Consider the following 20,576-nt stretch of genomic DNA (forward strand, 5'->3'; position numbering starts at 1 on the left):
TCCGTCCGACTGCTCGATCATGCTCAAACTCAGGTCGAACTTCGCCGTCGCGTCGCTCAGGTCCACCGGCCGGGCGGTCACGCCGCCGAACTCCGGCTGCCCCGCCACCGGCTCGTAGGCGAAGAACGTCTGGAACAACGGGTTACGGCTCGGGTCCCGGTCCGGGCGCAACCGCTCCACCACCAGGTCGAACGGCACGTCCTGATGCGCGTACGCGGCCACGCACGCCTGACGCACCCGCTCCAGCAGGTCCGCGAACGGCGGATCGCCCGACACGTCCGCCCGCAACACGATCGTGTTGACGAACAGCCCGATCAGGTCCTGGCTCTGCGGATGGCTGCGGCCCGACACCGGGGTGCCCACCACCACGTCGTCCGAGCCGCTCCAGGTCGACAACAGCAGCGCGTACCCGGCGAGGAACACCATGAACGGCGTCGCGCCCCGCGCCCGGCCCCACTCCCGCAGCCGGTCAGCGGCGTCCGCCGGGATCGCGACCGTGGCGGTGTCGCCCCGGTAGCTGGGCTGCGGCGGGCGGGGCCGGTCGGTCGGCAGGTCGACCAGGTCCGGGCTGCCCGCCAGATACTGCTCCCAGAAGGCCAGCTCGCCGGCCAGCGTCTCCCCGGACAGGACGTCACGCTGCCACGCGGCGAAGTCGGTGTACCGCAACGGCAGCGCCGGGGCCGTGGCGGGCGGCCCGCCGAGCGCCTCCCGGTAGAACATCGCCAGCTCGTCGAGGAGCACGCCGAGGGACCACCCGTCGGAGACGATGTGGTGCATGTTCAGCAGCAGGACGTGGTCGTCGTCGGCGAGCACCGCCACCGCGCACCGCAGCAACGGACCGGCCAGGTCGAACCGACGGCCGATCCGGTCCCGGGCCCACGCCGCGACCGCCTCGTCGCGTCGCCCGGCCGGCACCCCCGCCAGCATGCTCACCTCGACCCGGGGCAGCTCGTCCGAGATCACCTGCGCCGGCTCGCCGTCGACGTCCACGAACCGCGCCCGCAACGCCTCGTGCCGCAGGCACACCCGGGCCAGCGCCATCTGCAACGCCGCCACGTCCAGCGGGCCGGGCACCCGGAACAGCGCCGGCAGGCTGTAGGCGACACCCACCGCGTCCAGTTGCTCCAGGAACCACAACCGCCGCTGCGCGTACGACAACGNACCGGCCCGCCCGCGTCGCGCGCCGGTACGACGTTCCGGCCGGCGGTGTCGGTCGCCGGCTGCGCCGCCCGCCGCAGGTACGCGGCCAGTCCCGCCACGGTCGAGTCGAGGAGGAAACCGGCCAGCGGGATCTCCACACCGGTACGGTTGCGCACCGCCCAGACCAGCCGGGTGGCCAGCAGCGAGTGCCCGCCGAGGGCGAAGAAGTCGTCGCGTACCCCCACCCGCTCGACGCCCAGCACACCCCGGAAGTCGTCCACCAGGGCCGCCTCGACGTCGTCGCGCGCCGCCACGTACTCCCCGTCGCCCGCGCGCGCCCCGAAGTCGGGCGCGGGCAGCCGGCGCTGGTCGACCTTGCCGTTGACGGTCAGCGGGAACTGGTCGACGGGCACGAACACGGACGGGACCATGTACTCCGGCAGGGAGCGACGCAGGTGCTCGCGCAACGCCGGGGCGTCCAGCGGGCCGGCGTCGGGCTGCACGTACGCGACCAGCCGCCGGTCCCGGTCGGCGGCCTCGACCACCCGGGCCACCACGGCACGGACGCCGGGGCAGGCGGCGACGGCGACCTCGACCTCACCCAACTCCACCCGGAAGCCCCGGATCTTGACCTGGTTGTCGGCGCGGCCGAGGAATTCGAGCTGCCCGTCGGGCAGGTAGCGGGCGAGGTCCCCGGTGCGGTACATGCGCGCGCCGGGGGTGCCGGCGAACGGGTCGGCGACGAACCGTTCGGCGGTCAGCGCGGCCCGGCCGAGGTAGCCGTCGGCCAGCCCGACGCCGCCGACGTACAGCTCGCCCCGCACGCCCTCCGGGGCGAGCTGACCCTGCTCGTCGAGGAGGTAGATCCGGGTGTTCGAGATCGGTCGCCCGATCGGCACCCAGCTCGGCCACTCCCGGGGCGGGCCGGACAACGCGTAGGCGGTGGTGACGTGGGTCTCCGACGGGCCGTACTCGTTGTGCAGCCGGCAGTCGGGCAGGGCGGTGAAAAGCCGGATCAGCTCGTCGTTGACGAGCAGTTGCTCCGACCCGGCAATCACCGTGTCGAGGCTGAGCGGAACGGCCCCGCCGGGCCGGAAGCCCTCCGCGACCTGGAGCAGCGCGGGGGCGGGCAGGAACATCCGCTGCACCCGCCGCCGCGCCAGCAGCGTCAGCAGACCGGGCAGGTCCTGCCGTTCGTCCTCGGTGACGAGGACCAGCGTGCCGCCGTCGACCAGGGTGGAGAAGATCTCCTGGAAGGAGACGTCGAAGCTCAGCGACGCGAACTGGAGCGTCCGGTAGCCGGCCGGGCGGGCCGGATAGCTGGCGAGCTGCCAGGCGACCAGGTTCGCCACCGCCCGGTGCGGCATGCAGATGCCCTTGGGGCGGCCGGTCGAGCCGGAGGTGTAGGTGACGTAGGCGACCGCGTCCGGGCTGGTCGCCGCCGTCGTGGGCCCGTCGGCGGGCGGCAGCGCGTCCACGTCGACCAGCGGCACGTCCACCGTCGGGAGCCGGCCGGACAGCACGGTGTCGGTCAGGATCACCGGGGCGTCGATGTCGTCGAGGATCAGCCGGATCCGCTCGGCCGGGTGCTTCGGGTCCAGCGGCACGTACGCCGCACCGGCCTTGAGGGTGCCCAGGACGGCGGCCAGCATCGCGAACGAGCGCCGGACCGCCACCCCGACGTACGCGCCCACGCCGACGCCGCGTCGCCGCAGCTCCGCCGCGACCTGATCGGCCCGGCGGTCCAGCTCCGCGTAGGTGATCTCCTGGTCGCCGGCCACCGCCGCCACCGCGTCCGGCGTGCGTCGCACCTGCCGCTGCACCCAGCGGTGCAGCAGCGGCTCCGGCACCTGCACCGGCGCCGTACGGTTGCGCTCGACCAGCAGCCGGTTCCGTTCCTCCGCCGCCATCGTCGGGATCTCGGTGAGCCGCAGGTCGGGGTCGGCGGCCACGGCGGTGAGCAGCCGCACCAGCGCGTCGGTCAACCGCCGCACGGTGTCCCGGTCGAACAGCGCGGCGCTGTAGTCGACAACCCCGGACAGGCCGTCCTCGCCCGCGCCCCGGGGCACGAACTCGATCACCAGGTCGACGATGGACACCCCGGCGCCGGTGGCGCCGAGGCGGACGTCGAGGCCGGCCATCGGCGCCGGCTCACCGGGGGAGTCGAGCATGTTCAGCAGCACCTGGAACAGCGGGTTCCGGGTCGGCGTACGCGCCGGGTTGAGCGCCTCCACCAGGGACTCGAACGGCAGGTCCTGGTTCGCGTACGCGCCCAGGTTCTTGGTCCGCACCCGGTCCAGCAGCTCGACGAAGCGCGGATCGCCGGCGGTGTCGGTGCGCAGCACCAGCGTGTTGACGAAGAACCCGACCAGGTCGTTCAGCACGGCGTCGCCGCGCCCGGCGACCGGGGTGCCGAAGGCGATGTCGGTGCCGCTGCCGAAGCGGGTCAGCAGCGCGGCCACGCCGGCCTGGAGCACCATGAACAGGCTGCACCGGTGCCGCCGAGCCAGCGCGGCGAGCGCGGCGTGCACCGAAGCGTCGACGGTGAACTCGACGCTGCCGCCCCGGAAGTCCAGTTCGCCGCCGCGCACCCGGTCGACGGGCAGCGGCAGTTCCTCGGGCAACCCGTCGAGTTCCCGCGTCCAGTAGGCGAGCTGCCGGGCCATCGGGCTGTTTGGGTCGTCCCGGCCGGCGAGCAGGTCCCGCTGCCACAGGGCGTAGTCCGCGTACTGCACCGGCAGCTCCGGCCAGGCCGGCGCGGCGCCGGCGCGCCGGGCGGCGTACGCCTCGGAGAGGTCGCGCAGCAGCGGGGTGACCGACCAGCCGTCGCTGGCGATGTGGTGCAGGACGAGCAGGAGCGTCCACCGGTCCGGGCCGGTGGTGAACAGTTCGGCCCGCCACGGCAGCTCGGTGGTGAGGTCGAAGGTCCGCGACACGGCCCGGGTGAGCGCGTCGGGCAGCTCGGCCGCCGGCACGGCGACCGGCTCGCCGAGCACCACCGGCGGCACGTCGACCACCATCTGGTGGGGTTCGCCGGCGTGCTCGGCGAAGCGGGTGCGCAGCGTCTCGTGCCGGTGCGCCACGTCGCGGAGCGCGGCGTCCAGCGCGGCCCGGTCGAGCGGGCCGGTCAGGTGCAGCACCAGCGGGCTGTGGTAGATCGGCGCGGCGTCGCCGACCAGCCGGCTGAGGAACCACAGCCGCCGCTGCGCGTAGGACAGCGGCACCACCTCCGGCCGTGCAACCCGTGCAAGGCGGGGCCCCTTCTTAACGGATTCCGCATAGGCGGGGCCCCCTTTTAACGCCTCTCCCCCGGCGGCCGGCAGGGCGGGCGCGGGCGGCGGCAGGGCGGGCAGGCCGAGCAGGTCCAGCAGGTTGGCCAGCGACCCGGCCTCGAACACATCGGTCAGCCAGACGTCCAGCCCCAACTCGTCGCGCAGCCGCAGCACCAGCCGGGTACCGGCCATCGAGGTGCCGCCGAGGGCGAAGAAGTCCTCGGCCGCGTCGACCGGGTCCTGCCCCACCGCCTCGGCCCAGAGCCGCCCCACCCGGGCGGCGGTCTCCTCGGCCTCCCCGTCCACGGCGGCCGCCGGGACCGGCCGGGCCGGCGCGGGCGTCGGCTCCGGCGTCGGCGCGAGCGCCGGCCGGGCCGCCCGCACGGGAAGCGCCACGCGCAGGTCGGCGACGGGACGCGACGGTGCGGCGGCGACGTCGGCGAGCAGCTCCAGGTAGCCGCGCGCGACCTGCGCGACGGTGTCCGGCCCGAACAGCTCCGCCGCGTAGCGGAAGTCGACGTACGCTCCGTCGGCACCGAGCACCACGTCGACCACGAGGTCGAACTCGGTGCTGATCTCGGCCGCCGCCAGGTACTCCTCGGAGAGGTCGGTGACCTCCAGCCCGGTCAGCCGCATCGGCTCGTCGTCCGGCACGACCTGGAAGACCACCTGGTACAGCGGTTGGCGGCTGCGGTCCCGGGGCGGGTTGACCCGCTCCACCACCCGGTGGAACGGCACCGAGGCGTGGCTGAGGTCGGCGGCCACGTCGGCCCGTACCCGGTCGAGCAGGTCGGTCCACGGTTCGTCCTCGTCGCAGCGCAGCCGCAGCACGACGCTGTCGGCGAGCAGCCCGATGAGGTCGGTCAGTTCGGGCTCGTCGCGCCCGGCGACCGGGGTGCCGACGACCACCTCGGCCTGCCCCGACCAGCGGGACAGCAGCACCGTGAACGCGGCCAGCAGGACCACGAACGGCGTGGTGTCGTGGGTGCGGGCGAGCGCGCCGACCCGGTCGAGCAGCGGGGCGTCGAGTGCGGCCCGGTGGTTGGCCCAGCGGAACCGCCGGACCGCGGGACGCTCGCGGTCGAGCGGCAGCGGCATCGTGGGCAGTCCGGCCAGCCGCCGCTGCCAGTAGTCCAGGCCGGCGGCCAGTTCCGGCTCGACCTCCGCGCGCTGCCAGACCGCGAAGTCGCCGTACTGGGCGGCCAGCTCGGGCAGCTCGGGGGCACGGCCGGCGACGTGTGCGGCGTACAGCTCGGACAGGTCGCGGCGGAGGACGCCCTGCGAGGTCTGGTCGAAGACCAGGTGGTGCGAGGCGAAGACCAGCAGGTGGCGCTCCGCGTCGAGCCGGATCAGCTCGCCGCGCAGCAGCGGCGCGCGGGTGACGTCGAACGGCTGCTCGTACCAGCGCAGCACGAGCGACCGTACGGCGCCGTCACGGGCGACGGCCGGCAGGCCGGACAGGTCGGCGTAGCCGAGCGCGGTGTCGGCCGCGTCGTCGAACACCTGCCGGGGCGTGTCGCCGACCAGCGTGAGCGCGCACCGCAGCAGTTCGTGGCGGTCGAAGAGGTCCCGCACGGCCCGGTCCAGCGCGGCCCGGTCCAGCGGACCGTCCAGGACGTGGACGATCACCGTACGGTAGGCGGAGATGTCCGGTACGAGCTGCTGGGACAGCCAGAGCGCCTCCTGGCTGTACGACAGCGGCGGTGCCTCGTGCATGGGCGACTACCCCTTCGCGGTCTGCTCCGGCGCGGTCCACCCGCGTCGGACCTCCCGTCGGGGTCGGGCGCGGCTGGTCCCGCAAGCAGGTGACGCTAGGCGGGACGGGTTAGCGGGGGGTTACGCCCGCCCCGGCCCGGACGCCCGCCCCGGCACCGGCGTAACCGAGCGCCAACCGGCGGCTGCCACGATGCGCGCGGGCGCGGGCGGCACCCGAGTGCGGGGCGCCCACCGCGACGTCCGGGCGGCCCGCCGGTGCCGCCGGTGTGGGAGGAGACCTGTGACGACTCAGCCGCGACCCCGTTCGCTCGGCGACCTGCTGCGCGACTCGGCCCGCCGGTACGCCGACCGGACCGCGCTCGTCGGTCCCGGCGTCCGGCTGACCTACCGGGACCTCGACGGCGCCGTGGACGCGCTCGCCGGCCGGTTCCGCGCGGCGGGCGTACGGCCGGGCGACCGGGTCGGCCTGCACGTGGCCCGGGGGCCGCTGGCCCTGGTCGGCTCGGCCGCGCTGATGCGCGCCGGAGCGGCGTACGTGCCGCTGGACATCGCCCAACCGGCGGCCCGGCTGCGCTACATCGCCGAGGACGCGGGCCTGCGGCTGGTGGTCTGCGACGGCGCGGCCGACCCGGACGGGTTCGGCCCCCAGGTGAGCCGGCTGACGGTCGACGGCGACGACCTGCACCGCCGCGCCGACGCCGACCCGGACGACGAACCCGACGTCGCGCCCGACCTGGCCGCGTACGTGATGTACACCTCCGGCTCGACGGGCCGTCCGAAGGGCGTGGCGGTCACCCACACCAACGTGCTGGCGCTGCTGGAGGACGCACTGCCGCTGTTCGGGCTGGGCACGGACGAGGTGTGGCCGTTGCAGCACGGCCACGGCTTCGACATCAGCGTGTGGGAGATGTGGGCGGGCGTCGCCGTCGGCGCCACCCTGGTGGCGGTCGCCGGCGCCGCCGCCGAGGACGTCGAGCAGCTCGCGGAGCTGCTGCTGCGGCACCGCCCGACGCGGCTGCACATCGTGCCCAGCGTGTTCCGGCACCTCGCCGAGGTGGTGGCCGAGGACGAGCTGGTCGTGCCGCTGCGCAACGTCACGTTCTGCGGTGAGGCGGTGAACTACCAGGCGATGGCGACGTGGGCGGCCAGCCAGCCCGGAGCGGCCCCGCAGTGGTTCAACTCGTACGGCATCACCGAGACGACGGTCTACAACACGCTGGCCGAACTGACCGCCGACGACGTCGCGCGCGCCGACCCGGCCACCCCGATCGGCGTGGGCTACCGGACCAGCCCGGTCGAGGTCCGCACCGGGGCGGGTCCGGCGGCCGACGGCGAGGTCGGCGAGATCTACATCGGTGGCCGGCAGGTCAGCCCCGGTTACCTGGGCCGGCCCGAGCTGACCGCGGAGCGGTTCGTCACCCTGCCGGACCGGCCGGGCACCTGGTACCGCACCGGTGACCTGGGCCGGCTGGATCCCGGCGGCGGGCTGCGCTACGTCGGGCGGATGGACGAGCAGGTCAAGATCCGTGGCTTCCGGATCGAACTCGGGGAGATCGACTTCGCGATGCGCTCGGTCGGCTGGGTCCGCGACGCCGCGTGCGTGGTGCACACCTCCGCGCTCGGCGAACCGATGCTCACCGCGTTCGTGGTGTCGGCCGACGCGGGAGCGCTCCCGCCGGAGCGGATGCTCGCCGGGCTCCGCGCCGAGCTGGCCGCCCGGCTGCCGGCGCACATGCTGCCCAACCGGGTCGTCGCGGTGCCGGTCCTGCCGCTCAACGCCAACGGCAAGACCAACCGGCGGGCGCTCGCCGCCGAACTGGGCGGCTGACCGGAGGGCCGGGGTAACCTCGCCGGATGCGTCCCCTCCGGTACTCCATCAACGTCACCCTGGACGGCTGCTGCGACCACCGGGCGATCCCCGCCGACGAGGGCCTGCACCGGCACGCGGCGGAGAACCTCGACCGGGCCGACGCCCTGCTCTTCGGCCGGGTCACGTACGAGATGATGGAGTCGGCGTTCCGTCCGGCCGGCGGGGGCGCGGACGTGGCGGATCCCTTCGCCCGCACGATCGACGCGGCGAAGAAGTACGTCGTGTCGCGCACCCTGGACCGGGTCGACTGGAACGCGGAGCTGGTGCGCGGCGACCTGGGCGAGGCCGTCCGGCGGCTCAAGCGGGAGCCGGGCCGGGGGTTGTCGGTGGGCGGCGTGCGCCTCCCGCTCGCGCTGGCGGAGCTGGGGCTCATCGACGAGTACGAGTTCGTGGTGCATCCCCGCATCGCCGGGCACGGGCCGACGCCGTTCGCGGGGCTGTCCCGGCACGTCGACCTGCGGCTGGTGGGCCGGCAGGAGCTCGACTCGGGGGCGGTGGCGCTGCGCTACGAGCCGCGCGGTTAGGGCCTGCGGCCGCCGGGCTCCGGGGCGACCAGGGCCGATGGTGAGGCCCGGGCGGTGTCGCGGGTGACGCGGCGATCCGGCCTGGCGGCTCGTTCAGGTGGTCGTTGCGTCCACGCTGTGAGCCATCGTCCAGCTGGCCAGCATGGGCAGCACCCGTGCCGTGGGTGAGTCGGGTTCGACCGTGTAGACGACCAGGCGCTGCTCGGGATCGTGCGGCCCGACGACGGACTCGATGCCGAAGCTGAGCGGCCCGGCCGTCGGGTGGGCCAGGTGCTTGGTCACCGAGGTGCGGAAGGTGACGAGCTGGTCGTCCCACCACCGCGCGACGTCGGGATCGCCGCGGCGCAGCTCCCGCACCAGCTCGACGAGCCGCCGGTCGTCGGGGTGGCGTCCCACCTCGTAGCGCAGTGCGCCGACCGCGGCGGCGGCGAAGTCCGCCCAGTTCACGATCCGCACGCGCGCGTCGGGGTCCAGGAACAGCCACCGCGCGAACGACGACCCCGGCTCCAGCGCGGTCCCCAGCACCGCGCTCACCAGCCCGTTGCGCGCCAGCACCTGCATCCGACGCCCCAGCAGCAGCACCGGGACGTGGTCGAGCACCCCCATCAGGCGCAGCATCCCCGGGTCGGGCCGTTGGGCGGCCTCCGGCGGCGCCCACCGCCGGCGCGAGGTCGGGGCGGCCAGGTCCCGCAGGTGGGCGCGTTCGATCTCGTCGAGCTGCAGCGCCCGCGACAACGCCTGCACCACCTCGTCGGTGACGGTGTGCTGGCGCCCCTGCTCCAGGCGACTGTAGTGATCCGGGCTCAACCCGGCGAGCACGGCGAGTTCCTCCTTGCGCAGGCCCGGCACCCGCCGCGGCCCGGGAAAGGCGTCGATCCCGGCCTGGGCGGGGGTCAGGCGGTCGCGCCGGGACCGCAGGAACGCCCCCAGGGCGGCACGGTCGGCAGGCATGCACCGAGTGTACGAGCGGGCCCCGACACGAGCCTGGTCGTGACGTGACCAGGCACGACGTACCCTGGTGCGGGCCGCGTGCCGGCGGTGAGAGTGGTGACCATGACCCACCCCGAGCAACTACGCACCGTGCTGATCACCGGCTCCACCAGTGGCATCGGCGCCGCCACCGCCCGGACCCTGGCGGCGCGGGGATGGCGCGTCGTCGTCACCGGCCGCGACCGCACCCGCGGTGCCGCCACCGTCGCCGACATCGAGGGCAGCGGCGGGCACGCCGTGTTCGTCGCCTCCGACCTGACCGGCCCGCCCGAGGTGCTGCGGGAGTTCGCCCGCGCCGCCACCGAGGCCGCCGGCGGGCGACTGGACGCGCTGGTCCACAACGCCGCCCTGTGCCCGGCCGTCGACACGGTGAACCTCACCGACGCCGACCTGGAGGCCACGCTCGCAGTCAACGTCCGCGCCCCGCACGTCCTGACCGCCGCGCTGGCCCCGGTGATGGCCGCACGCGGCCACGGCGCGATCGTCGTCATCGGCTCGTGGATGGCCCACGTCGGGCATCCCTTCGTCGGGCTGTACTCCGCGACCAAGGCCGCCGAGATCCAACTCGCCCGCAGTTGGGCCGCGGAGTTCGGCCCCCACGGTGTGCGGGTCAACACCGTCTCCCCCGGGGCGACGCGTACCCCGATCAACGCGGGCGACGGCGACGTCATCGCCCGGATGACCGCCGGCACCCCCGCCGGACGACCCGGGGCCCCCGACGAGATCGCCGACGCGGTGGCGTGGCTGCTCTCGGATCATGCGGGCTACGTGCACGGCGCGGAGATCGCCGTCGACGGAGGCATCACGGCGACCCGGTCCGGTTGAGCCCGGCCGGAGAATGGCAGCGCCGGGCCGACCCGGCGGGTGCTACCCGCGCTGACGCCGCAGCGCCGCGCGGAGCCGGCGGGCGATCGGCGGGGAGAAGCCGCCGAGCAGCGGGTCGGCCGTCCCCGCCGCCCAGCGCAGGACGCTCTCCGCCTCCGCCCGGCCGTCGCCGCCGGGGCTGCCAGGCACGGAGAGCAGACCGCGTCCGGGGCGGGCCGGGTCGACGACCAGCCGCATCGCCGCGCCGAAGTCGGGCTGGGCCACGCAGACCGTCTCCGCGCAGCCGGAGAGTTCCACCGCCGGGTCGGGCCGCGGCGCGGCGGTCAGCGGTACGCGGGCGAGCAGGTTCACCTCGCCCCACCGGGCCGGCCGCTCGTGCCCGACCCGGCCGGCCACCACCGCCCGGGCCAGCAGGAGCTGCCCCACCACGAACCGGCGCGGGGTACGCCACGGCGGCGGCACCAGCCCGTCGGGCAGCGCGTCGAGCAGCCGCCGCAGCACCGGCTCGTGACCGTGGTAGCAGTAGGTGAACTCGGGGTCGTGGTCGCGGCAGTCGGCGGTCAGCGCGGCGATCAGCTCCTCGCGGAGCAGGTCCCGGAAGACAACGAGCACGGCGAGACCGACCTCGTCGCGGTCGGCGGTGCCATCCCAGCGGGTGATCTCGGCCCGCAGCGTGGGCAGCGGCTCGGGCGCGTCGCCGGTGGGGAGGTGGCGCAACGCCAGGTCCCGGTAGTAGGTGTACAGGCCGGCGCGGACGTCGAGCTGGAGCCGGGTCATCACCGACTCGTCCACGCCGGCCGGGTGCGGGCCGCCCAGCGTCTCGGCGACCCGGCGGGCCCGGTAGCCGCCGAAGAAGTTCCAGGCCACCCCGGCGTCGCGGGCCGCGTCGTTGCCGTTGTTGCAGTTCACCACGAGGCCACCGGCGGGGTCGACCAGCCAGGGCAGGCGCTCGGCCGGCAGCCAGCGGGCCGCCCCGCCGGGCGCGGAGAAGCCGCGCGGGCCGCGCTCGGCGCGGTCGGGGAAGCGCCCGCCCACCGTCCAGGCGACGCCGCCGGCCCGGTCGGCGAGCACCGCGTTGACCGGCGGCAGCCCGCTGCCGGTGAGCACGGCCACCCCGTCGGCCACGGTACGCGCGTCGTACATGCCGACCAGGCCGAAGTCGATCGCCCGGGGGTCGGTGAGGGTGGACCGGAAGGCCACCGGCTCGCCGGCCAGCTCGCCGACGACCGGGCCGCTCGGGGTGTCCCGGACGGTGAGCACCTCGTCCGGGGCGCCGGCCACCGCGATCGTCTCCCGGCGGGTGACGCCGTCGTCGGCGGCCGGGACGCTGAGGTCGACCACGTCCCCGGGCAGCCGGGTGAAGCCCCAGGCGACGTGCTGGTTCGTGCCGGAGACCAGCACCGGCAGGCCCGGGATGGTGACCCCGGTGACGGTGGTGCCCGGGTACTCGACGGTGGCGGCGTACCAGAGGGAGGGGTTGGTCAGCGTCAGGTGCGTGTCGCTGGCGAGGATCGCCGTGCCGGCGCGCGACGCGGCCCAGGCGTTGCTGCCCACCGGCCGCCGGTCCGTCACCACCAGCGGTCGATCCGGCGTGGGGGTGGCCCGCCCGATCAGCTCACGCAGGGCGGCCAGCGGCACCGGCTCCGGCTCGCCGGCCGGCACCGTGCCGTCGAGCCCGGTCTCGAACTCGTCGCGTCGCGGCAGCAGGAAGTCCACCACGGCCGGCGGCAGCGTACGCCGCATGACCTCGACCATCCGCAGCTCGGTGCCGTCCGAGGCCAACTCCTGGAAGAGCATCTGGGCGACCGCGATCGAGTCGACCGGCGACCACGGCCGGTGCCCGGCGTTCGCGCCGGTGGCGTCGTCGACGCCCGCCGTGAACGCCTCCACCAGCCGGCGCTGCCCGGTCGGCAGCAGCTCCCAGCAGTCGCGCGCCACGGCGGCCAGGTTCAGCCGGCGCTGCCACCGGTCGCCGGGCAGCGCGGCCGGGCCGGCCACCTCGGCCAGCCGGCCGTGGATGCGCCGGCAGGTCAGCTCCATCTGCTCCCGGCGGTGGTGGGCCACGCTCCAGCCCAGGCCGAAGGTGGCGTCCTCGATCGTGGCGGCGGTGATCCGGGGCCGCCCGGAGCGGTCGAACCTGATCTCCGCGCCGCCCCGGCGGACCACCCGCGACCCGATCACCTCGGGCCGACCTCGGGCAGCGCGGCGTCCGGGATGCCGTCGGGCAGCGCCGCCTCCGGCGCGGCGACGAAGGCGGACAGCAGCGCCGCCACGGCGTCCAGCAGGGCCCGCGCCCGGGCCGCCTCGGTCGGGTCGTCGGCGTGCTCCACCGCCAGGCGCATCCCGTCGCCGTCGTCGAGGCGGGCGTGGACGGTCCGGTGGGCGCCGACGCTCACCGGCAGCAGCGGCGGGCCGTCGTCGGCCACCGGACGCAGCCGCAGCCCGTCCCCGGGCGGCGTGGCGCCGGTCATCTCGACGGAGAGCACCACGTCGACCAGTTCCCCCGGGTCGACCGCCGCGTCGGCGGCCGGCTCGGCGAGCAGCGTCTCCAGTGGCAGGTCCGACCACTGCCGGGCCGCGTCGAGGCGCTCGCCGGTGCGGCGGACCAGCTCGCGCGGTGTGACCCCGGCGGGCGCCGGGACCGCCAGCAGCGTGCTGTTGGCGAACGGGCCGACGGTCCGCTCCACCTCGGCCAGCGGGCGGTTCTCCAGCAGCGTGCCGAGCCCGACCGAGGCGCTCCCGGTCAGCCGGGCCACCGCCGTGGCCGTCGCGGCGGCCAGCACGACGAAGCTGGTCGTACCCTCGGCCGCCGACCATCGCCGCAGGGCCGCCACGGTCCGCGGTGGCACCACGGCGGCGCTGCGGGCCGTCGCGAAGGTGCCGGGTCGCCCGCCGGGGGCGCGGGTCGGGTCGCCGGTCAGCTCCCGGATCACGCCGCGCCAGTGCGGGCGGCTGCGACGCAGCGTGGCCGCCGCGTGCCGCTCCTGCCAGACTGCGTAGTCCAGGTAGGCCACGCCCTCCGGCCCGCCGCCGTCCGGCGCGGCGTAGGCGGCGGCCAGGTCGTCCACCAGCACCTGCTGCGACCGGCCGTCACAGGCGATGTGGTGCAGGTGCAGCGCCAGCAGGTCCACGCCGCCGCCCCGGCGGAAGAGCTGGGCGCGCAGCAGCCCGCCCGCGGCGAGGTCGAACGGGCGCAGGTGGGCCTGCCGGACCCGGCGGAGGATCCGGCGCGACGCGTCGTCCGGGGCGCGCTCCCGCAGGTCGTACTCGTCGAGCGGGTCGTCGTCCCCGCCGGTGGCCCGGACCGCCGCCGTGCCGTCCGGCCGGAACACGGTACGCAGCACGGCGTGCCGGTCGATCACCGCGCGCAACGCCTGCCGCAGCCGCTGCGCGTCGATGCGCGCGCCGTCGGCGGCTTCGACCTCCAGCACCAGCGCGACCTTGTTCGCCGGGGACGGCCCGAGCGCCGACTCGACCCGCATGAGCTGCTGTTGTTGCAGGCTGAGCGGGCCGTGCTCGGCGCCGGTCGGCACCGGGCCGGCGGGCGCGTCGCCGGGCGCGGCCGCGGCGACCCGGGCCACGAACTCCGCGAAGACCGGGAACTCGAAGATCAGGTTGGCCGGCAGCTCGACGTCGAGCCGCTTGCGGGTCCGCGCCATCAGCCGGGTGGCGAGCATCGAGTGCCCGCCCAGCTCGAAGAAGTTGCTCTCCGCGCCGATGTCCGGCACCCCGAGCACGGCCTGCCACAGCTCCCGTACCCGGGCCGTCAGGTGCTCGTCCACGCCTCCACCTTCCTCTTCCCGGCGCCGCCGTCCCGCACGCGCCGTCGTCGCTTCGCTCAGGCGTACGCGCGGTGCTGCCGGCGGTACATCTCGGCGTACCGGCCGCCCGGTCGCGCCAGCAGGGTGTCGTGGTGGCCGATCTCCACGATCGCCCCGTCCTCCACCACGACCACGACGTCGGCGGTGCGGGCGGTGGAGAGGCGGTGCGACGCGAACAGCGTGATCCCGTTGGCCTGTTCGGCGGCGAGCCGCGCGGCGGCCAGGTAGCGGCGCAGGACCGCCTCCTCGGCGATCGGGTCGATCGAGGCGGTCGGCTCGTCGAGGACGAGCAGGCACGGCGCCGGGCGCATCCCGGACCGGGCCAGCGCGAGCCGCTGCCACTGCCCGCCGGAGAGGTCCACCCCGTCGGGGTACGAGCGGCCCAACCGGGTCGCCAGCCCCTCGGGCAGCCCCGCGACCACCTCGGTCGCCCCGCCACGGTCGACCGCGCCGGCGACCGCCGAGGGGTCCGCCATCCGATCCAGGTCACCCACGCCGACGCCCACGCCGACGGTGAACTCCAACCGGAAGAAGTCCTGGAACGCGGCGCTCACCCGGGCCCGCCACGCCTGCGGCGCGATGGCGGCCAGGTCGGTGCCGTCCACCGTGATCCGTCCCTCGGCGGGCCGGTACAGCCCGGCGAGCAACTTGATCAGGGTCGACTTGCCGGCGCCGTTGCCGCCCACCACGGCCACCGTGCTGCCGGCCGGCAGCCGCAGGTCCACATGGCGCAGCGCCCAGCGGTCGGCCCCGGGGTAGCGGAACCCGACCCCGCTCAGCGTGATGCCGGCGTCGAGCCGCTCCGGGGCGGCGGGGCCGCCGGTCGGCACGTCCGCCACCGCCGCGCGCACGTAGTCCTCCAGCCAGCGCAGCCGGCGCGCGGAGGCGACCGTCTGCTGGAGGAAGCCCAGCGACTGCACCAGGTCGTTGACCTGCATGCTGATCGACGTGACCAGGCCGAGGGCCAGCACGACGTCGCCGAGCGAGACCGAACCGTCGACGAACCGCCACATCACCAGCACCAGGCCGGCCGCGTACCCGGCGGCGAAGACCAGCGCGCCGAGTCCGGTGAGCAGCAGGTTGCCGGCCATCGCCCGGACCACCCGGCGGTCGGCCGCCCCGGCCGCGTCGGCCAGCCGCCGGCGCAGCTCGGGCACCACGCCGAACAGGCGCAGTTCCTTGCCGGCCGAGGGTGCGGTGCCGATGGCGTACAGGTGCCGGCCCAGGCGGGCGTCGGCGGCGCCGGCCGCGACCGCGGCGATGCGGCGCCGCTGCGCCCAGCGTGAGGTCAGCAGCGCCGGGATCGCGAGCACCGCGATCGCCAGCATCCACGGGTCCACCAGGGAGAGCAGCACCGCGGTGACGGCGGCCCGGATCGACGCGCCGAGCACCAGCGAGAACGCGTCGGCGCCCTCGGAGAGGTAGACCCGTTCCTGCTCCAGGATCTCCAGGTTGTCGCGGACCTCCGGGTCGTCCAGGTGGGCCACCCCGGGCAGGCGGCTGACCAGGGTCATCACCTGGCGGTCCACCGCCGCGGCGGTGGCCTCGATCATCCGTACGGAGAGTTCGATCGAGGAGGCGATGGTCCCCGACCAGAGCGCGGCGGTCAGCACCAGCGCGACCACCGCGGCCGTCACCGCCGTGGTGTCGCCGGCCACCGACCCGTCGATGATCAGCTTGACCAGGTACATCAGCAGGGTGACCAGGGTGGGGCGCAGCCCGAACATGAGCAGGGTCAGCACGGTGGCCCGGCGGTCGGCGCGCAGCGACAGGCCGATCGCGGCGCGGAACGCTCCCCGGCCTCCGGTGCTGGTGCTCACGCCTGGTCCTCCTCGCGGAACCGCCGTGCCTGGGCGGTGAACATCGCGGCGTACTCGCCCCCGGCGTCCATCAGCGACCGGTGGTCGCCGCGCTCGACCACCCGCCCGTCGGCCAGCACGAGGATCTGGTCGGCGCGGCGCACCGTGGCGAAGCGGTGGGAGATCAGCACCACCGTCCGGCCGGGCGCGGCGGCCAGCAGCAGGTCGTAGAGTTCGGTCTCGCCCCGCACGTCGAGCGCCGAGGTGGGTTCGTCGAGCAGCAGCACGCCGGCTCCGGCGCGGGTGGCCCACAGTGCCCGCGCCAGCCCGACCCGCTGCCACTGCCCGCCGGAGAGGTCGACCCCGTCGAACTCCCGGCTGAGCACGGTGTCCCAGCCGGCGGGCAGCTCGCCGATCACCTCGTCCAGCCCGCTGGTCTTGGCCACCTCGTCGAGGTCGTGCCGCTGCGCGGGGTGCTCCGGCGCACCGAGCAGCACGTTGTCGCGCAGCGGCAGGCCCCAGCGGATCCAGTCCTGGAACAGCGCGGCGCAGTGCCGCTGCCACCGGAGGGGGTCGAGGTCGCGCAGGTCGACGCCGCCGACGGTGATCCGTCCCTCGGTCGGCTGGTAGAACCCGCAGAGCAGTTTCACCAGGGTGGTCTTGCCGGCGCCGTTGACACCGACGACGGCGGTCGACGTGCCGGGCTCGATGGTCAGGTCCAGCCCGCGCAGCACCCAGGCCGCCGATCCGGGATACCGGAAGCCGACCCCGTCGAAGACGATCGCGCCGTCGCGGGGCACCGGTCGGGCCGGTGTCGCGGGGACGGCCGGGCGGCTCGACCGCGCCAGCTCACGGGCGGCGCGTACGGTCTCGCCGCCGACCGCGATGTGCAGCAGGTCGGGCGAGGCCACCAGGAAGCTGCCGCATCCGACGGCGGCCACGGCGAACGCGGTGAACCGGCCCGGCGTGAGCGTGCCGGCGGTCAGGTCCATGGCGAGCGGCACGAAGACCAGCGCCTGCCCGGCCGCGACGGCCAGCGTGCTCACCACGCTGACCCGCAACGCGCCGGACCGTTCCGTGCGCACCCGGGCCAGGGCCCGGGACCACTCGTTGCGGTAGCCCGCCAGCAGCCAGTCGGCCAGGCCGAAGACGCGGACCTCCTTGGCCGCCGGCGCCGTGGTGAGCAGCGACTTCAGGTACAGCGCCCGGGCCAGGCCGGCGGGGGTGCCGTCGGCCGAGACCAACTGCCGTTGGTAGAGCCGGGAGACCACGACCATGGCGACGAGGTACGCGGCCAGCAGGCCGACCGCCACCCACCAGCGGTAGCCGAGCAGCACCAGCGCGGAGAGCGTGGCCGCCGCCCGGACCAGGCCGATGTTGGCCAGGCCGGTGACCGCGTCGCGCAGGTTCGTGGCGATCAGCCCGCCCCGTACCCCGGAGATCAGTTCCCGGGTGTCCGGGCGCTCCAGCCGTTCCAGGCCGGTGGGCGCGGCCAGGGCGGCGACGACCCGGTCGGAGACCGCGCGGTCGAGGGCCCGTCCCACCCGTTCGGCGACCGCGCGGGCGATCATCGGCAGGACGAGCTGGGCCAGGAAGACCAGGCCGAGTCCGGCCGCCGCGAGCAGCACCTGACGGTTCGCCGCCGGCCAGCCCAGGGTGTGCAGCCGGTCCAGGCCGCCGACCAGTACGCCGGAGGCGACGGCGAGACCGGCGGGGAGGCAGGCGAAGGCGGCCAGCGTGCCGAGCAGCGCCACCGTGGCGGCGCGGTCGACGCGCAGCGCCTCGGTGACCAGGAGCAGCACCGGGGGCGTCGGCCGGCGCGGGGCGGCGTGGGTCCTCGTCGCGCTCATGCCGGCGTCGTCTCCCCTCGTCCGCCGGCACCGACCGGATCGGCGGCGGTGTCCGGGCCGACGGTGGGCGCGGTCAGGTCGCTGAAGGCGGCCCGCAGCCCGTGCTCGGCGGCGGCGAACGAGTCGCCCGGCCACGAGTCCACCAGGTGCCGGGTGATGCCGCGCAGCCCGCCGTCGGACCAGAGTTCGAGCACCAGCCCGAACGAGGTCGGGTCGACCTCGTCGCCGATCTCCAGCGCGGGCCGGACCTCCAGCAGGCACCCGGGCAGCTCGCGGACCGACCGGGAGATCGGATGGAACGCCAGGCCGACGCTGGGCAGGTGACCGGCGGCCGCCAGATCCCGCCCCTGGGCGGCCAGCAGTCCCAGGGCGTGCTCGAACGGCATCTCCTCGTGCCGCAGCGCCCGCCCGGTCGCCTCGTGCACGGCGGTGACGTGGTCGGTCGCGGACGCCGCCGGATCGAGGTCCACGGCGACCGGCAACAGGTTCGAGAAGCAGCCGACGACGCGGTCGCTGCCCGGCCAACCCCGGTTCGCCACCTGCATGCCGAACACCTGCCGCCGCTGCCCGGTGTGCCGGGCGCCGAAGCGGGCCAGCCCGGCGGCGAGCACCGCGACGTAGCTCACCCCCGCCGCGGCGGCGGCGGCCCGCAGCCCGGCCTCGCTCCCTTCCGGCAGCGCGAAGTGACCGGTCCGCACGATGTGCCCGCGGGCCGGTTCCCGGTCGCCGGTGAGCCGGGGCGCCGGTCGGTCGAGCATCCCGGCCAGCCCGGTCAGGTGGTCGGCGAGACGCTCGCCGGTGAGGGTGTCGTGCTGCCACTCGGCGAAGTCGACGTACTGCACCGTCGGCGGGGTGGGCTCCGGGCCGCCGCCGGTCCGCGCGGCGTACCCCTGCGCCAGCTCGTCGAGGATCAGCCCCCGGGAGACGCCGTCGTAGGCGATGTGGTGCACGCAGGAGACGAGCTGCCACTCGTCGTCGGCGACCCGGACCAGGGTGAACCGGGCGGGCACGTCGGCGTGCAGGTCGAAGCCGGTGAGGTTCTCGCGGCGGACCAGCTTGCGCAGCCGGGCCGGCGGGGCGCCGCGCAGGTCGACGTGGCGGATCGGGGCGGCCCGCTCCACCACCCGCTGCACCGGCTCCCCGTCGAGTTCCGCGACGACGGTCCGCAGCGCCCACTGCCGGGCGACCAGGCCGTCGACCGCGGCCACCACCGCGTCCGGATCGACCTCGCCGGTGAAGCGGAACACGTCCACGGCGTTGAAGAAGGCCAGGCCGCCGCTGGCCCGGTCCATGTCGTGGAAGAGCCGTTGGCTGGCCGAGAGCGGACTGCCCCGGCGGCGGCGACGCGCGGTGACGCTGATGGAACGCCGCCGGGTCGGCGCGGTCGTCGTGGCCAGGGTCGCCAGCCGCTCGGCGAGCCCACGCGGGGTGCTCTGCGCGAAGAGGTCGGCGAGGGTGACCGGGACGCCGTACCGCTGGTGCAGGCGGGCCACCAGGCGCATGGCGTCCAGCGACGAGCCGCCCGCGCGGAAGAAGGAGTCGTCCGGCCCGAACTCCGCCGCGCCAATCGTGTCGCGGAAGAGTTCGGCCAGGTCGGCGGCGGCCGGGGTGGCGCCCGGCCGGGCCTGCGCGGGTGCCGTCACCGGGGCTGGTGCGGCCGCTGGTCCAGCAACGCGACGATGCGGGCGGCCAGGGCGGCCGGCGGCAGGCCGCCGATCTCCGCGGTCGTCGGTTCGACGTCGTACTCGTCGAGGATCCGCCGCCGTACCCGGTCGAGGCTCGCCGCGTCGCCGCCGAGCTGGTCGTGGCTCTCGTCGTCGGGCTGCCGGTCGAGCCGCAGCTCCTCCCGCAGGTAGCGGGCGACGACGCTGGTCACCAGCTCGGTCTCGCTGGGCACCGAGGTGTGCGTGCCCCGGAACCCGATCACCAGCACCGGGCGGGGCTTGCCGCTGGTGTTGGGTCCGCTCAGGTGGATCGTGCGGCAGTCGAAGAGCGCGGCCGAGCCGGCCGGGTAGTCCGGCTCCACCCGGAAGCGGGCCAGCCGCTCCAGGATGTCCGGCTCGACGCCGTAGAACTTGCCGCCCACGCTCTCGGCCACCTGGGAGCTGTGCGGGGCGAGGCCGAGGCGGTGGCTGCGGCGGTAGAACGCCAGGCCGCCGTTCTCGGCGGTCACGTCCGTCAGCGCGATCCACATGTGGATGAAGTCCGGCGGGTCGACCGGGGAGGTGTACAGCTCCTGGTGGGCGGGGAGCGCGGCGGCGCCGTCCGGCTTGGGGAACGTCTCCAGGTAGAACAGCTGCGGCTCCCACGGCACGGCCGAGCGCACCAGGTCCATGAAGATCGGGCCGTTGGCCAGCTCCGCGAACCACGGCTCGTACTCGTGCAGGTCGCGCATGCAGCGCACGGTGCCGTCGGCGAACCGCTCGTTGGACGCCGGCGGCACGGTCGGCAGGATGTCGCGCTCGTAGCGTTCCAACGCCGCCCGCAGCTCCCGCATCCGCTCCTCGTCGAGCAGACGATCGATGAAGACGACGCCTTCCCGTTTCAGCGTCTCCGCGATGCCGGTCTCGCCCGGCGTGAAGAACCGCTCCACCGTGTCCGCCCCCTCCGGTCGACGCGCACCCGAACGGGCGTGCCGCTGCTGGCGGACGGATGCTAGGGCGGCCGGGTTATCTGCCGGTTATGCCGTTCCGGCGTGCCCGCACGCGGTTCCCGGGCGGGGGTATGGTGGCGCCCACCCAGTCCCCGACATCGAGGTGAACGGCTGTG

Annotated in this window: 11 protein-coding genes and 1 pseudogene; 3 read left to right on the top strand and 9 right to left on the bottom strand. The window is 75.4% G+C overall.

The window, feature by feature from the left end; all coding sequences use genetic code 11:
* Positions 1–1,110 (bottom strand): condensation domain-containing protein (locus B1205_RS31575; protein WP_254909961.1); only part of this gene is annotated, 1,110 nt, incomplete at its 3' end.
* Positions 1,111–1,247: 137 nt separating this feature from the next.
* A pseudogene (locus B1205_RS14960) lies at positions 1,248–6,128 on the bottom strand (amino acid adenylation domain-containing protein); the annotation flags it as partial.
* 280 nt (positions 6,129–6,408) lie between these two features.
* Here B1205_RS14960 and B1205_RS14965 point away from each other — a divergent pair.
* Together B1205_RS14965 and B1205_RS14970 are read left to right on the top strand one after the other, a co-directional pair.
* Positions 6,409–7,956 (top strand): amino acid adenylation domain-containing protein, encoded by a 1,548-nt coding sequence (locus B1205_RS14965; protein ID WP_176308613.1) that lies wholly within the window; start codon positions 6,409–6,411, stop codon positions 7,954–7,956.
* Between the two features lie 26 nt (positions 7,957–7,982).
* Positions 7,983–8,522, top strand: coding sequence for a dihydrofolate reductase family protein (locus tag B1205_RS14970; RefSeq protein WP_089156177.1), 540 nt, complete (start codon positions 7,983–7,985; stop codon positions 8,520–8,522).
* A 93-nt stretch (positions 8,523–8,615) separates the two neighbouring features.
* Here B1205_RS14970 and B1205_RS14975 read toward each other — a convergent pair whose 3' ends face one another.
* Positions 8,616–9,473: a helix-turn-helix transcriptional regulator gene (locus tag B1205_RS14975; RefSeq protein WP_089156178.1), complete on the bottom strand. Its 858-nt coding sequence runs from the start codon at positions 9,471–9,473 to the stop codon at positions 8,616–8,618.
* A gap of 102 nt (positions 9,474–9,575) precedes the next feature.
* Here B1205_RS14975 and B1205_RS14980 point away from each other — a divergent pair, with 102 nt between their 5' ends.
* A complete protein-coding gene (locus tag B1205_RS14980; protein WP_089156391.1) occupies positions 9,576–10,337 on the top strand; it encodes an SDR family NAD(P)-dependent oxidoreductase in 762 nt (253 codons plus the stop codon).
* A gap of 42 nt (positions 10,338–10,379) precedes the next feature.
* Here B1205_RS14980 and B1205_RS14985 read toward each other — a convergent pair whose 3' ends face one another.
* Genes B1205_RS14985 through B1205_RS15010 form a run of 6 tightly spaced genes read right to left on the bottom strand, consistent with a single transcriptional unit; the run spans position 10,380 to position 20,400 of the window.
* Positions 10,380–12,518: a penicillin acylase family protein gene (locus B1205_RS14985; protein ID WP_140158056.1), complete on the bottom strand. Its 2,139-nt coding sequence runs from the start codon at positions 12,516–12,518 to the stop codon at positions 10,380–10,382.
* Positions 12,515–14,119, bottom strand: a complete 1,605-nt coding sequence (locus tag B1205_RS14990) for a condensation domain-containing protein (protein WP_176308614.1) — start codon at positions 14,117–14,119, stop codon at positions 12,515–12,517. The genes B1205_RS14985 and B1205_RS14990 overlap by 4 nt, the downstream gene beginning before the upstream one ends.
* A 56-nt stretch (positions 14,120–14,175) precedes the next feature.
* Positions 14,176–15,978: an ABC transporter ATP-binding protein gene (locus B1205_RS14995; RefSeq protein ID WP_089156181.1), complete on the bottom strand. Its 1,803-nt coding sequence runs from the start codon at positions 15,976–15,978 to the stop codon at positions 14,176–14,178.
* Positions 15,975–17,807, bottom strand: coding sequence for an ABC transporter ATP-binding protein (locus B1205_RS15000; protein ID WP_140158057.1), 1,833 nt, complete (start codon positions 17,805–17,807; stop codon positions 15,975–15,977). The genes B1205_RS14995 and B1205_RS15000 overlap by 4 nt, the downstream gene beginning before the upstream one ends.
* Positions 17,804–19,450, bottom strand: coding sequence for a condensation domain-containing protein (locus B1205_RS15005; RefSeq protein ID WP_176308615.1), 1,647 nt, complete (start codon positions 19,448–19,450; stop codon positions 17,804–17,806). The genes B1205_RS15000 and B1205_RS15005 overlap by 4 nt, the downstream gene beginning before the upstream one ends.
* Positions 19,447–20,400 carry a phytanoyl-CoA dioxygenase family protein gene (locus tag B1205_RS15010; RefSeq protein ID WP_089156184.1) on the bottom strand — a complete coding sequence of 318 codons (954 nt, stop codon included), beginning with the start codon at positions 20,398–20,400 and terminating at the stop codon, positions 19,447–19,449. Before B1205_RS15010 ends, B1205_RS15005 begins: the two co-directional genes overlap by 4 nt.
* Positions 20,401–20,576: the final 176 nt, after the last annotated feature.

Source organism: Micromonospora sp. NBS 11-29 (assembly GCF_002140155.1).
In the GTDB taxonomy this organism is placed as follows: Bacteria; Actinomycetota; Actinomycetes; order Mycobacteriales; family Micromonosporaceae; genus Micromonospora.

Bases quoted from the DNA above. Each gene is read 5' to 3' on its own strand.
- B1205_RS14970 (WP_089156177.1), top strand. From the start codon at position 7,983: ATGCGTCCCCTCCGGTACTCCATCAACGTCACCCTGGACGGCTGCTGC.
- B1205_RS14975 (WP_089156178.1), bottom strand. From the start codon at position 9,473: ATGCCTGCCGACCGTGCCGCCCTGGGGGCGTTCCTGCGGTCCCGGCGC.
- B1205_RS14980 (WP_089156391.1), top strand. From the start codon at position 9,576: ATGACCCACCCCGAGCAACTACGCACCGTGCTGATCACCGGCTCCACC.
- B1205_RS15000 (WP_140158057.1), bottom strand. From the start codon at position 17,807: ATGAGCGCGACGAGGACCCACGCCGCCCCGCGCCGGCCGACGCCCCCG.